This is a genomic window from Pseudotabrizicola sp. (assembly GCF_030656345.1).
In the GTDB taxonomy this organism is placed as follows: Bacteria; Pseudomonadota; Alphaproteobacteria; order Rhodobacterales; family Rhodobacteraceae; genus Pseudotabrizicola.
In genome coordinates this window covers 122,695-136,347 of sequence record NZ_JAUSNR010000032.1, presented here as the reverse complement: position 1 = coordinate 136,347, position 13,653 = coordinate 122,695, and the positions used below count along the sequence as shown (strand labels likewise).

At 65.7% G+C, this 13,653-nt stretch carries 10 protein-coding genes; 4 read left to right on the top strand and 6 right to left on the bottom strand.

Annotated features, from left to right (window positions below; genetic code table 11):
* Positions 1-12 precede the first annotated feature (12 nt).
* Positions 13-1,431, top strand: coding sequence for an NCS1 family nucleobase:cation symporter-1 (locus Q7J44_RS18505; RefSeq protein WP_304882581.1), 1,419 nt, complete (start codon positions 13-15; stop codon positions 1,429-1,431).
* Between the two features lie 352 nt (positions 1,432-1,783).
* On the opposite strand, the gene Q7J44_RS18500 is transcribed toward Q7J44_RS18505, so the two are convergent.
* Together Q7J44_RS18500 and Q7J44_RS18495 are read right to left on the bottom strand one after the other, a co-directional pair.
* A complete protein-coding gene (locus Q7J44_RS18500; RefSeq protein WP_304882447.1) occupies positions 1,784-3,748 on the bottom strand; it encodes a bifunctional 2',3'-cyclic-nucleotide 2'-phosphodiesterase/3'-nucleotidase in 1,965 nt (654 codons plus the stop codon).
* Between the two features lie 185 nt (positions 3,749-3,933).
* Entirely contained in the window at positions 3,934-4,515 is a 582-nt protein-coding gene (locus Q7J44_RS18495; protein ID WP_304882446.1) for a flavin reductase family protein, read from the bottom strand.
* Positions 4,516-4,692: 177 nt separating this feature from the next.
* On the opposite strand from Q7J44_RS18495, the gene Q7J44_RS18490 reads away from it, so the two are divergent.
* Both Q7J44_RS18490 and Q7J44_RS18485 read left to right on the top strand, forming a co-directional pair.
* On the top strand, positions 4,693-5,178 hold the full coding sequence (locus Q7J44_RS18490) for a GNAT family N-acetyltransferase (protein ID WP_304882444.1): 486 nt from the start codon (positions 4,693-4,695) through the stop codon (positions 5,176-5,178).
* A gap of 52 nt (positions 5,179-5,230) precedes the next feature.
* A complete protein-coding gene (locus Q7J44_RS18485) occupies positions 5,231-6,007 on the top strand; it encodes an EcsC family protein (RefSeq protein ID WP_304882442.1) in 777 nt (258 codons plus the stop codon).
* Positions 6,008-6,139: 132 nt separating this feature from the next.
* Here Q7J44_RS18485 and ptsP read toward each other — a convergent pair whose 3' ends face one another.
* The 3 genes from ptsP to purD form a co-directional block, all read right to left on the bottom strand.
* Entirely contained in the window at positions 6,140-8,383 is a 2,244-nt protein-coding gene (gene ptsP / locus Q7J44_RS18480) for a phosphoenolpyruvate--protein phosphotransferase (RefSeq protein WP_304882441.1), read from the bottom strand.
* 199 nt (positions 8,384-8,582) lie between these two features.
* Complete coding sequence (locus Q7J44_RS18475) at positions 8,583-9,839, bottom strand: aspartate kinase (protein ID WP_304882439.1); 1,257 nt, start codon at positions 9,837-9,839, stop codon at positions 8,583-8,585.
* A 207-nt stretch (positions 9,840-10,046) separates the two neighbouring features.
* The gene (purD, locus tag Q7J44_RS18470) at positions 10,047-11,309 is read right to left on the bottom strand and encodes a phosphoribosylamine--glycine ligase (RefSeq protein ID WP_304882437.1); all 1,263 of its coding nucleotides are present in this window, start codon (positions 11,307-11,309) and stop codon (positions 10,047-10,049) included.
* Positions 11,310-11,374: 65 nt separating this feature from the next.
* On the opposite strand from purD, the gene xseA reads away from it, so the two are divergent.
* A complete protein-coding gene (gene xseA / locus Q7J44_RS18465; RefSeq protein WP_304882435.1) occupies positions 11,375-12,949 on the top strand; it encodes an exodeoxyribonuclease VII large subunit in 1,575 nt (524 codons plus the stop codon).
* 232 nt (positions 12,950-13,181) lie between these two features.
* On the opposite strand, the gene Q7J44_RS18460 is transcribed toward xseA, so the two are convergent.
* Positions 13,182-13,514: a hypothetical protein gene (locus Q7J44_RS18460; protein ID WP_304882579.1), complete on the bottom strand. Its 333-nt coding sequence runs from the start codon at positions 13,512-13,514 to the stop codon at positions 13,182-13,184.
* Positions 13,515-13,653: the final 139 nt, after the last annotated feature.

The window sequence follows — 13,653 nt, the reverse complement described above, 5'->3', positions numbered from 1 at the left end:
ACAATGGCAGTCATGACAGCGACCGAAGACCTGGCGGGAGACGAGGACGCGCTGCGTCCGACCGAGCCGCATGAAAAGACATGGGGCTGGTTCGCGATTTTCAACGTCTGGGCCAATGATGTGCAGTCATTGTTCGGCTACAGCCTCGTGGCATCGCTGTTCATCGGCTATGGCGTCAGCGGCTGGACCGCCTTTGCCGCCCTGATCGCGGCCGGGCTGTTCGTGATGTTTCTGGTGAACCTGTCGGGCGCTGCCGGTGAAAAATACGGCATTCCCTATCCGGTGTTCGCCCGCGCCAGCATGGGCACGGCCGGGGCGAAGCTGCCGGCCATTCTGCGCGCGATTGTGGCGGTGTTCTGGTACGGGGTGCAGGTTTACTTTGCCTCAACCGCGCTGGCACTGCTGATCCGGCTGATCACCGGGGCCTCGGGTGGGGGTGAGTTTCTGGGGATGACCGGGATCGACTGGCTGTCGTTCCTGATTGTCTGGGCCTTCCATATCGTGATCTTCTGGCGCGGCATGACCTGGGTGGCAACCTTCCTGAACATTGCCGGCCCCTTTGTCTATGCGGTGATGATCGGGCTGGTCGCCGTGCTGTGGGTGAAGTCTGACGGCCAGCTGTTGCAGCAGGCGGCGACGATCTTTGCCAACCCGGACGGCACATGGGGCACGGAATTTGCCGGGTTCATCGCGATTGTCGGCACGATGATCGCCTATTTCGCCGCCGTGATGATCAATTTCAGCGATTTCTCGCGCTATGCCAAGTCAAAGGATGCGATGGTCAAGGGAAATCTGGCCGGGCTGCCGCTGAACATGATCCTGTTCTCGGCGCTGGCGCTGCTGACCACCGCAGGCGCTGCGGCGGTGTACGGCGAGCAGATCATCAACCCGACCGAGATTGTGGAGCGGACCGATAGCGTGCTGCTGGGAGTGATCGCGGCGATCACCTTCTTTGCGGCGACGGTGGGCATCAATCTGGTGGCCAACTTCATCCCGGCGGTGAACGGGATTGCCAATCTGGCCCCCGGGCGGATCAGCTTTCGTCAGGCGGGGATTGTCACCTCGGTTTTTGCGCTGGTGATTGGCGGGTTGTGGACGGCGGTGATCAGTTCGATCGGGATCAGCGGCTTTGTGAACACGCTGGGCGCGACGCTGGCCCCGCTCTATGGGATTCTGGTGGTGGATTACTATCTGATCCGCAAGCAGGTGCTGAACCGCGACGATCTGTATAATATGGACGGCGGGGTCTATCACTATGGCAATGGCTGGAACCAGCACGCGCTGCTGGCCTTTGGCATCGCGGCGGTGTTTTCGGTGGCGACGGTCTGGGTTCCGGTGCTGGAGCAGTTGCAGGGCTATGCCTGGGTGATCGGTGCGCTTCTGGGCGGCGGGATCTATTATCAGCGCTGCAAAGGCACCCTGGCGGGCTGAGTTCTACAAGTCAGACTGAAAGGACAACAGGCGGGCAGATCTTCTGCCCGCCTGTTGCTTTTGGGGCGGCGGAGAAGGGAGGCGGTGTCTGCCTGTGTTGCAGGGAGTGGAAGGTCATGAAAGCAATGGCTTGTCGGTGTAGACTTAACATTTTTTTCGAAATGGGCGGGGCCAGCCGGACCCTCATGGGTATTGCGTTGGAGTGGCGGGGTGAACCCCGCCCTACGCTGAGAGCCGTCCCCTCGCCCCCCTCCCACTAAGGGTGCCCCTTGAGGGGGGGGCGACCACGGTCCGGGGGCTTTGGGCGCAGTACTGCCGGTAGCCCTGTTGGGCACCCCGCCGGGTTGCGCGGCTACAGCGTGATCCGAAAGCGGGCGAAGCCGTCGTCGCCGTCCCCTGCGGGGTCGATCATCAACCCGCGGGCCTGTATCTCGGGCAGGTAGGTTGCGGCTTTGGGGCCGGTGTCGAAGATCACGGTGGCGCCGCCTGCGGGGGCAAAGCTCCAGTTTGCATCTGCTGCCGGGCTGATGGTGCCCTGATCGACGATATAGCGCACGATCACGTCGCGGTTGGTGTCGGGCGCTTGCAGGATGGTGGTGCTTGCCCCCGTGCCGGGGAAGCTGCCGCCGCCGCCGGCGCGGTAGTTGTTGGTGGCGACGATGAATTCGGCAGCGGGCTCAACCGGCGCGCCGTCCCACATCAGGTTGATGATGCGGTTGGCGGTGTCATCCACCAAGGCACCGTCGCTGTCATATCTGGACGGCTGGGTCAGGTCGATCTGATAGGTCACGCCGTCGATCACATCGAAATTATAGCTGGGGAAGGCCGGGTTGATCAGCGGCTGGTCGGCCTCGCCGGGGGTGATCTGGTTGAAGATCCCGGCGCTGCGTTCCAGCCAGTCTTTCAGCTGCGCGCCGGTGATCCGCACAGCTTGCAGGGTGTTGGGGTAGAGATAAAGGTCGGCCACGTTCTTGATGGCGACCGGACCGACTGCGACATCGGTGTAATACTCCGGCCCGCCGCGCCCGCCCGCCTTGAACGGCGCGGCGGCGGAGAGGATCGGCAGGCCTTCGTGTTCGGTGCCTTGCAGCAGCTGGGAAACGTACCACATCTGCGCCAGACTGACGATCTGCACCGACGGGTCATCGGCGACCAGCGCGAAATAGCTGTGCAGCGGGGCAGAGGTCTGGCCGACCTCGGCCCGCACATACTCAAGGGTATCGGCATGGGTCTGGGCGGTGGCCGCAATCGCGGGGGCGAAGTCATCGGCGAGGGGTTTGATGGAGCGGTCTTCGAGCCGCTCGTAAATCGGGCGCAGGGTGGATTCGTGGGCGGCGACCGACCATGTGCCGCCGTCATGGGTCAGCATCAGGTCGATCAACCCCATATGGCTGCCCCAGAAGCCGGGCATCACAGCGGGTTTGCCGCGCAGGGTGCCTTTGGCGTTGTCGATGCCGTCGCCTTCAAAATCACTGCCGGGGAACTGGCGGTGGTGGTGGCCGGTCACCAGCGCGTCGATGCCATCGACCCCGGCCAGATGCAGGGCGGCATTCTCCATCCCCTCGGCATAAGGGCCTGCGTCGATGCCGGAATGGCACAGGGCGATGACGATATCGGCCCCGTCTTCGCGCATCTGCGGCACCCAGGCTTGCGCGGCCTGCACGATATCCCGGGTCTGAACCTTGCCGTCGAGATGGCTGCGGTCCCATTGCAAAATCTGCGGCGGGACAAAGCCGATCAACCCGATGCGGATCGGCAGTGCAGCGCCGCTGCCATCGGTGAGTTCCCGGTCGAGGATCACGTAAGGCGGGGCGTAAAGGTCATCTTCGCGCGGCGAGGCGCCAAGGGTCCTGGCGACGTTGGCGCAAAGCACCGGGAAATCGGCGCGGGCGTTGACCAGATCAAGGAAGGGCAGGCCGTAGTTGAATTCATGGTTGCCCAGCGTGCCCGCATCAAAGCCAAGCGCGTTCATGCCGGCGATGACCGGGTGCAGATCGCCGTCTTTCATGCCGCGCGCATAGGCGATGAAATCGGCCATCGGGTTGCCCTGCATGTAATCACCATTGTCGACGGTGATGCTGTTGCCAGCCTCGGCCCGGACGGCAGCGATCAGGCTGGCGGTACGGGCCAGACCCATGGTGTCATTGGGTTTGTCGGCATAGTAATCATAGGGTTGCACATGGCAGTGCAGATCGGTGGTGGCCAGAATCCGCAGATGGGCCTGACCGGCCTGCGCATGCGCGGCAAAGGGGTGCAGCAGCACAAGGCTGCCAGCGGTGGAGGTCAGCAGGAACTGGCGGCGGGACAGGGGGGGCATCGGCAGCCTCATGGGTTGGTTGATTTTCTCTGCCGTCTATCCTGCCAATGTAACAGCCTTGCACGCAAGACTCCTCTGCGGGTTGAGTGCTTGCGTGAGCGGATCTGGGACGCGGGCCTTGGCCGGGCAGGCGGGGAGGCCCCCGCCCTACCGACTTGGGAAGCGGTGCGTGCAGGCCCGCAGCGTCAGTCGCCGGGGCGCAGGTGTTCGAAAACCTCGGTGACGATGGCATAGTCGCGGTAGCCCATCCGGGCCAGCGGGTGATAGCGGCCGGGGTCGAAGCGGCCATCGACCATGCAGTCATCGCGCAGGTGGATGCCGGTGACCTCGCCCAATATCAGAAAGTTATTGCGGCCCTTCAGCGCGATGATCTGGGTCACGACACATTCCAGCGTGGCGGGGGCATTTGCCACGCGGGGGCAGGGGATGGTGGTGCAGGCGGCTTTTGCCACCCCGGCGGCCGTGAACTCATCGGTGCCGGGGGGCAGGGCGGCGGAGGTTTCGCTCATCGCCTGCAACTGGTCGGCGGCGGTGATGTTGGCGGCAAAGACGCCGGTTTCGCGGATGTTGTGCAAGCTGTCCTTGGCCCCGGTGCTGGCGAACATCACCTGCGGCGGCACATAGGCCACGGCGTTGAAGAAGGAATAGGGGGCCAGATTGTCACCCTGTGACCCGGTGGAGGAGATCCAGCCGATGGGCCGGGGGGTGACGATGGCGTTGAACGGGTTGTGCGGCAGGCCGTGACCATCTTCGGGGCGGTAGAACATCGGCACGCGGTCCTTTCGGCGGGGATCGGGGGAAAAGCAGACTTCTGGGAACAGGTATTTGAACCTGACATAAACGCATGTTACGCGCACTTGTCACGCGGCTTTGTCGCGGCCCCGTCTGGGGCTGGAGCAGGGAATCGCCCGTGGTTGCAGGTGTTTAAGCGGGGAGCAATCCGGGTGTACAGGCTGGAGGAAGAGACCGAGGACGACTGGTGGGAGGTCGAGGCGCTGTATGATCTGTGCTTTGCCCCCGGGCGCACGGCGCTGTCGTCCTACCGCTTACGCGACGGGGTGCCGACGGTGGCGGCGCTGTGCCTGACCCTGCGCGATGCCGACGGCACGCTGGCGGCGGTGATCCGCTATTGGCCCGCACTGGTGGGCGGGCAGGATGTGCTGCTGCTGGGGCCGATTGCGGTGCACCCGACCCGGCAGGGTGAAGGGCTGGGGGCATTGCTGATCAACGAAAGCGTGGCCGAGGCGCGTCGTCTGGGCTGGGAGCGGGTGCTGCTGGTGGGGGACGCGCCCTATTACGGGCGCTTCGGGTTCCGGCGGCTGGAGGGCGTGGTGATGCCGCCGCCGACCAACCCCGACCGGGTGCTGGGGCTGGCGCTGAAGGCCGGGGCCTGGGACGGCGTGACGGGGGCGGTGACAAAAGCCACCTGAGCCGCGCGGATAGGCCATTGCGCGGCGGCGGATTGCCCCCATATCATCAGGTATGAAACCCTTGCCCGCCGATCTGTCGACCATTGTGCCACCCGGGGATCTTTCCCCGGAAATCCGGGCGCTGGCCGCCCGGCACAAGCGCGCCAATGGGCCGGTGATGGCCATGGTCAACCGGCTGGGCGGCACGCTGGAGCGGCAGATGGCGCTGGTGCCGCAGGTCTATCGCACCCAGATTGAGCGGGTGGTGGCGCAGGCTCTGTCGGCGGCCATGGCGGTGGCCGGGCAGGGCGACCGGCTGCCCGACACCGGGACCCGCGGGCCGCTGTTTGCCGCCATGGCCACAGGGGCTGCGGGCGGGGCGGGTGGCTTGCCCACCGCGCTGGCAGAACTGCCGGTGACGGTGACGGTGATCCTGCATGCAATAAGGCAGGCGGCACGGGCCGAGGGGTTCGACCCTGATGATCCTGTGGTGCGGGCGGAATGTATCCGGGTGTTCGGCGCGGGCAGTCCGCTGGCGGAAGATGACGGGATCAACACCAGTTTCGTTTCGGCCCGGCTGACGCTGACCGGGCCTGCGGTGCAGAAGGTGATTGCCAGTGTCGCGCCCAAGCTGGCGACGGCTTTGGGGCAAAAGCTGGCAGCACAGGCGATACCGCTGATCGGGGCGGTCACCGGCGCGGCGGTGAATGCGGCGTTTCTGAACTATTACTCCGAGATCGCCCGGGTGCGCTTTGCCCTGCTGCGCCTGTCGCAGACCCACGGGGCCGAGCAGGTGCTGGCCGATTTCCGCGAAGCTGTTGCGGCACCGCGGTTGCGGGCGGGGATCTGAAGGAGCGGCTGCGCCGCGCGGTTTTCAAGCGCGCCTCTGGCCTGCGGCCTACCGGCCCGCGACGTTGCCTCCGGCGCGGATATTTCAGGACTGAAAATGGCGAGGGACCTTGGCAGGCTTGGTCGGGCAGGATCAGTCGCTGAGCGTGGACAGGAACTCCATCAACGTGGGGCGGGCGCTGTCTTCGCCGTTTGCGCGAGCGGTGTCGATCACGCGGCGGATCTGGGCCAGATCGGCGCGACGCAGCAGGGCTTTGACCGGGCCGATCGAGGCAGGGCGCATCGACAGGTTGCGCAGACCGAGGGCGGCGAGCGCCAGTGCCTCGACCGGGCGGCCGGCATCTTCGCCGCAGAAGGACAGTGGCGTGCCGGTGGCGGCGCAGCGGGCAATGATCTGCTCGATAAAGCCAAGGAAAGACAGGTTGAGCATGTCATAGCGGCGGCGCACCCGTTCGTTTTCGCGGTCGGCGGCGAAGAAGAACTGCTTGAGATCATTGCCGCCGATGGAGACAAAATCGGTGAGCTGGAAAAACGCATCCGGCGCGAAGGCGAGGCTGGGGGTTTCCAGCATGGCCCCGATTTCCAGCTGATCCGGCACCACATGGCCGAGCGAGCGTTCGCGGTGCACCTCGCGCAGCACATGGGCGCGGGCGTGCTGGAATTCCGAGAATTCCGACACGAAAGGGAACATCACTGTCAGCGGCCGGCCGTTGGTGGCGCGCAACAGCGCCTGTATCTGCATGCGCAGCACGCCGGGTTTGTCCAGACCCACCCGGATGGCGCGCCAGCCCATCGCCGGGTTGGGCTCATCATTGGGCTTCATATAGGGCAGCACCTTGTCTGACCCGATATCGAGCGTGCGGAACGCCACGCGCTTGCCTTTGGCCGCATCCATCACGCGCGCGTAGAGTGTGGCCAACTCAGCACGGCGCGGCATCTTGTTGCGCACCAGAAACTGCAACTCGGTGCGGAACAGCCCGACGCCATCGGCCCCCGAGCCGTCAAGGCTGGGCAGATCGGCCATCAGCCCCGCATTCATGTGCAGCGCGATGGTGGTGCCGCAGCGGGTCAGCGCGGGCAGGTCGCGCAGCGAGGCGTAGCGCTGCTGCGCCTGGGTCTGCATCGCGATCTTGTCGCGGAAGGCGCGGGCCACGGTTTCTTCGGGCCGCAGATGGGCGATGCCCTGATCGCCGTCGACAAGGATATGGTCGCCGTTCAGCGCCTCGGATGTCACCCGGCGGGCATGGATCACCAGCGGAATCGCCAAGGCCCGGGCGACGATGGCGGCATGGCTGCCGACCGAGCCATCCTCCAGCACCACGCCGCGCAGCTTGCGGCCATATTCCAGCAGTTCCGCAGGACCAATGTTGCGCGCCACCAGCACCGGGTTCTCCGGCATCGCCGCCCCGGTATCGGCACCCTGACCTGTCAGGATACGGAGCAGCCGGTTCGACAGATCGTCCAGATCATGCAGCCGTTCGCGCAAATAGGCATCGGGCACGGTTTCCAGCCGGGCGCGGGCGGCGGATTGTTCCTTTTCGACCGCAGCCTCGGCCGACAGCCCGCTTTGGATGTCTTCCTCCATCCGGCGCAGCCAGCCGCGCGAATTGGCAAACATCCGGTAGGCTTCGAGCACCTGTTTCTGGTCCTTGTCGAGGCTTTGCAGCGACAACAGATCATCGACCGACACCCGCAGCTGCCCCACCGCCTCGCGGATGCGGTCAATCTCGGTCAGCGGGTCATCGGCGACCGGGTTGGTCACCACCACGCGCGGTTCGTGCAGCCAGACATGGCCTTCGGCGGCGCCCTCTTGCCCGGTGGCACCGTGGAACATCACCGGCTGGCGGTGCAGGGCGCGCATGCCGTCATCATCAGAGGTAAACGCGCCGAGTTCGGTCATCTCTGCCAGCACCATGGCGACGACTTCCAGCGCATAGATCTCGTCATCGGAAAACTGCCGGGCGGTTTTGGACTGCACCACCAGCACGCCCAGCTTTTCGCCGACCCGCTGGATCGGCACGCCGAGAAAGCTGGAATAGATCTCTTCGCCGGTTTCGGGCATGTAGCGAAAGCCCTTTTCCGACGGTGCATCGGCGGTGTTGACCGGCGTGTTGCTGCGCGCGACCCGGCCCACCAGACCTTCGCCCAGCTTCATCCGGGTCTGGTGGACGGCTTCGGGCTTCAGCCCTTCGGTGGCGCAAAGCTCCAGCGTTTCAGGGTCGCGGAACAGGTAGATCGAGCAAACCTCGGTCAGCATCGAATCGGCGATCAGATGGGTGATCTGGTCCAGCCGTTCCTGCCCTTTGGACTGCGCGCCCAGCACATCGCGCAGGCGGCGCAGAAGTTTTCGGCTGTCGCTGTCTGACCGTTCCGGCATTGTGGCATCCTTTGTCTTGCCCTCTTCTATAGGCGAGGCAAAGCCGGATGGGGAGGGAAGAAAGACGCCGCAGCGCGGCATTGCCGGTGACGGAGGGTGCGGCGCTGCAAAAGGTGGCGGTGGGCGGGGTGTGGCCCCCGGAATCTGGATTTTTTCCGGGGGCTTGGGCGATGCGGGCCTGACCTGTCAGGCCCCGCTGTCAGGCTTTGTCAAGCTCGAAGCAGTCGTGCAGCGCCTGAACGGCCAGTTCCATATATTTGCGGTCGATCAATACCGAGATCTTGATCTCTGACGTGGCGATGACCTTGATGTTGATGTTCTCGGCGGCCAGTGCCTTGAACATCCGGGCCGCGACGCCAACCTGGCTGCGCATGCCGATGCCGACGACCGAGACCTTGGCGACATCGGTGTCGGAGATCAGCTCGTCATACATGATGATCCCGGCGGCGCGGGCCTCTTCCATCGCCTTTTGCGCGCGGGCGACCTGATTGACCGGCACCGAAAAGGTCATGTCGGTCACGGCCCCGGTGTGGGTGCCGTAGTTTTTCTCCGAGATGTTCTGCACGATCATGTCGACATTCACCCCGGCATCGGCCAGCGGGCCGAAGATGGCAGAGGCGACACCGGGGCGGTCCTCGACGGTGACCAGCGTCATTTTCGCTTCATCGCGGCTGTAGGCCACGCCAGAGACGACTTTCGATTCCATGATTTCATCCTCGTCGCAGACCAGGGTTCCAGAGTTTTCATCCGTATCCTCGAACGAGGACAGGACACGCAGCCGCACCTTGTAACGCATCGCCAGTTCGACCGAGCGGGTCTGCAGGACCTTGGCCCCCAGCGAGGCCAGTTCCAGCATTTCCTCAAAGGCGATCCGGTCCAGCTTGCGGGCCTTGGAGGCGATGCGCGGGTCAGTGGTGTAGACGCCGTCGACATCGGTGTAGATGTCGCAGCGTTCGGCCCCGAAGGCGGCGGCGAAAGCCACGGCGGTGGTGTCAGACCCGCCCCGGCCCAGCGTGGTGATGCGGCCTTCGGCCGAGAGGCCCTGAAAGCCCGCGACCACGGCGACCTTGAAGCCTTCGGCGAACTTGGCGTCGATATTGGCGCGCGGGATGTCGATGAACCGGGCCGAGCCATGCGCCGATGTGGTGTTGATCGGCACCTGCCAGCCCTGCCAGCTGCGGGCCGGGATATCCATTTCCTGCAGGCGCAGCGCCATCAGCCCGGCGGTGACGTTCTCGCCACTCGACACCACGGCATCATATTCGCGGGCGTCATAGAGCTTTGAGGTGCCCTCGACATAGCCGACCATCTTGTTGGTCTCGCCCGACATGGCGCTGACGATGACGATCACGTCATAGCCGCGCGCGACCTCGGCCTGCACCTTTTTCGCGGCATTCGCAATCCGTGACAGGTCTGCCACCGATGTTCCGCCGAATTTCATCACCAGAAGCGGCATGGATTGGTCCTCCCACGGCCCCCAAAACAATCGGGCGTGTCATAGGACGGGGCGGGGGGCGGCGCAAGCCCTGCCGCGCGGCGCGTGTGGCAGAGGTGAAGATGAGTATTTAAGTCAAGATGAAACGGCACAGGCGCGCAGATTTCATCTTGACAAAAATACTCCCGCCGGAGGCATCCGCAGCCCGGACCGGGCGCAGGGGGCCGGTCAAAGCGCGCGCCAGCCGATGTCGCGGCGGCAGAATCCTTCCGGCCAGTCGATGGCATCCACCATCGCATAGGCGCGGGCCTGCGCCTCGGCCAGGGTCGCCCCGCGCGCGGTGACGTTCAGCACCCGGCCACCAGAGGCGGTGATCTGGCCGTCGCGCAGCGTGGTGCCCGCGTGGAACACCATCTGGGACGAGGTTTCGGGCAGGGCCGAGAGTCCACCGATGACGCTGCCCTTGGTATAGGCCCCGGGATATCCGTTTGCGGCCATCACCACGGTCAGGGCGTGGTCATCGGCCCATGTGGCGCGGGCCTGATCCAGCCGCCCCTCGGCGCAGGCCAGCAGCAGATCGAGCGCCTGCGCGCCAAGCCGCAGCATCAGCACCTGGGTTTCCGGGTCGCCGAAGCGGGCGTTGTATTCCACCAGACGGCACTGGCCGCCATCAATCATCAGCCCGGCATAGAGCACGCCCTGATAGGGCGTGCCGCGCCGGGCCATCTCTGCAATGGTGGGCAGCACGATCTGCTCCATCGCCTGTGCTTGCAGGGCGGCGGTCAGCACCGGGGCGGGGGAATAGGCGCCCATGCCGCCGGTATTGGGGCCGGTGTCGCCTTCCCCCACGCGTTTGTGGTCTTGCGCGGTGCCGATGGGCAGGGCGTTGACGCCATCGGTCAGGATGAAGAAGCTGGCCTCTTCGCCGGCCATGAATTCCTCGATCACCACCTCTGCCCCGGCTGCCCCGAACTCACCGCCGAACATGTCGTCGATGGCGGCCAGCGCTTCGTCCACGCTCATCGCCACGATCACGCCCTTGCCAGCGGCCAGACCATCGGCCTTGACCACAATCGGCGCGCCTTGCGTCTGCACATAGGCGCGGGCGGGGGCGCTTTCGGTAAAGCGGGCATAGGCGGCGGTGGGGGCGGCGCAGGCGTCGCAGATTTCCTTGGTGAAGGCTTTTGATGCCTCCAGCCGCGCGGCTTGCGCCGAGGGGCCAAAGGTCAGCAGCCCGGCGGCGCGGGTGGCATCGGCGACACCGGCGGCGAGGGGGGCTTCCGGCCCGATGATCACGAAGTCGATGGCGTTGGCCTCGCAGAACGCCACCACGGCACTGCCATCCAGAATGTCGATATCGGCGCATTCCGCCAGTTGCGCGATGCCCGCATTGCCGGGGGCCACGATCAGCCGGTCGGTCTTGGGGTTTTGCTTCACCGCCCAGGCGAGGGCATGTTCGCGCCCGCCGGAACCGAGGATCAGGATGTTCATGGGCGCGCCCCCTTGGCCTTCGTTCCCGGGCGTCATAAGGTCACGCCTTGATGGAGGCAAGCGCTATGGATCTGCTGGACGATACGCCCACCCCCCCCGGCAACAGCCCGGAATACACCGTGTCGGAGCTGTCCGGCGCGGTCAAACGGGTGATCGAGGGCGAATTCGGCCTTGTCCGCGTGCGCGGCGAGGTGGGGCGGGTATCGCGCCCGGCCTCGGGGCATCTGTACTTCGACCTCAAGGACGACCGGAGCGTGATTGCCGCGATTTCCTGGAAGGGGCAGGTCGCCAAGATGCAGGTCCGTCCCGAAGAGGGGATGGAGGTGATCGCCACGGGTAGGATGACCACCTTTCCGGGCCAGTCGAAATACCAGCTGATTGTCGAGGATGTGGCCCCGGCAGGCGCGGGCGCGCTGATGGCGATGCTGGAGAAACGCCGGGCGGCCTTGCAGGCCGAAGGGCTGTTTGAGGCTGGCCGCAAACAGGCGCTGCCCTATCTGCCGCGGGTGATCGGGGTGGTGACCTCGCCCTCGGGCGCGGTGATCCGCGATATCCTGCACCGGCTGCGCGACCGCTTTGCCTGCCATGTGCTGATCTGGCCGGTGGCAGTGCAGGGCAAGGACTGTGCCGCGCAGGTGGCTGCGGCGATCCGGGGCTTCAACGCGTTGGAGGCAGGCGGGCCGGTGCCGCGCCCCGATGTGCTGATCGTGGCGCGGGGCGGCGGGTCTTTGGAGGATCTGTGGGGCTTCAACGAGGAAATCGTGGTGCGGGCGGCGGCGGAATCCGCCATTCCGCTGATCTCGGCTGTCGGGCATGAAACCGATACCACGCTGATCGACCATGCGGCGGACCGGCGCGCGCCGACGCCGACGGCGGCGGCAGAGATGGCGGTGCCGGTGCGGCTGGAATTGCTGGCGGCGGTCGATGCTCTGGGCGCGCGGCTGAGCCGGGCACTGGCGCAGGGGGTGGCCTTGCGCGGCCAGCGGCTGCGCGACCTGGCGCGCGCGCTGCCCCGGCCCGAGGCTTTGCTCGCCACCCCGGCGCAGCGGCTGGATACGGCGACGGGGCGGCTGGCGGGGGGGCTGTCGCTGGCGGTCAGCCGCAAGCGTGCAGTCTATGCACGGCAGGCGGGGCGGTTGTCGCCCACAGCGCTGACCGGTTTGGTGCTGCGGCGGCGCGAGGCACTGGACCGGCGGGCCGAAACGCTGGAGGCGCGCATCGCGCGCAGGCGCGACCAGTGGCACGGGCAGTTTGACAAATGGGCCTCGCGCCTTGCGCCATCGCTGGCGCGGCTGGTCACGCAGGCAGGGGTGAAGATCACCGGCCAACGCGTGGTTCTGCAAGGCGTTTCCGCCCGCCTTGATGCCGCCCCGGCACAGCGCCTGAGCGATCTGTCACGGCGGCTGGACGCGCTGGACCGCACGCGGCAGACGCTTGGCTACGCCCAGACCCTGCGGCGCGGCTATGCAGTGGTGCGCGGTGACGGTGCGGTCGTCACCTCGCGCGCGGCGGCGGAAAAGGCACAGGCGCTGGAGGTGGAGTTTCACGACGGGCGGCTGGCATTGGGCGGTCCGGCACCAAAGGCCACGCCGCGCAAGGGCGGCGGGACAAAGCCGCCGGAACAGGGGTCTTTGTTCTAAAGTTGAAAGAGATTGGGCAACTTTGGGCAGTCTGCTCGCAAAAATGTTCGAAAATGAAAAGCCTGCTGTTGCGGCGGTTCTGTGCCCTCATCCCTTGACCAGACGGGCGGACGCTCCGCGGGGAGTATTTGGAAAAGCTGCAAGCCCACAGCGCTTTTCATTGCAGCTTTCAGAAATACTCCCCGCGGAGCGTATCCTGAAGGCTGCGCCCGTGCGCGATTTCAGACCCCGCCTAAACCCCCAGATCAGGCCCGGCACAGGCGAGGGGGTCGGGCGATTGTGCGACCTCCGACAGTTCTGACCCGAAGCCGTCGCCGATGAACAGCCCGGTCAGCCGCCCGTCCTGCCGCCAGAAGTTCCAGCATTGCGGGCCGGGATCGTGTTCGTAGACAAAGCAGATCAGCCCGGCCTGTTCATACCAGCTGCCATTGCGGCAGATGTCACCCTTGAAGGCCCAGCGGACGTTGCGGCCCGGCAGGTATTGCTCGGCCCCGTAGACCTCGCCACGCTGGCTGAAGGTCAGGGTCTTGCCGGTGGTATAGGCCTCGAACTCGGCCCCGGTCATCGGCACCGGGGGTTCTGCGGCGGCCAGCAGGCCGGGCAGCAGGGTCAGGCACAGGGTGAGCGTCTGGGCCAGTCTTTGGGCAAGGCGGCGCATCGGGGAACCTCCGGTCAGGGACAGGCACAGCGTTGCATGCCGCGCC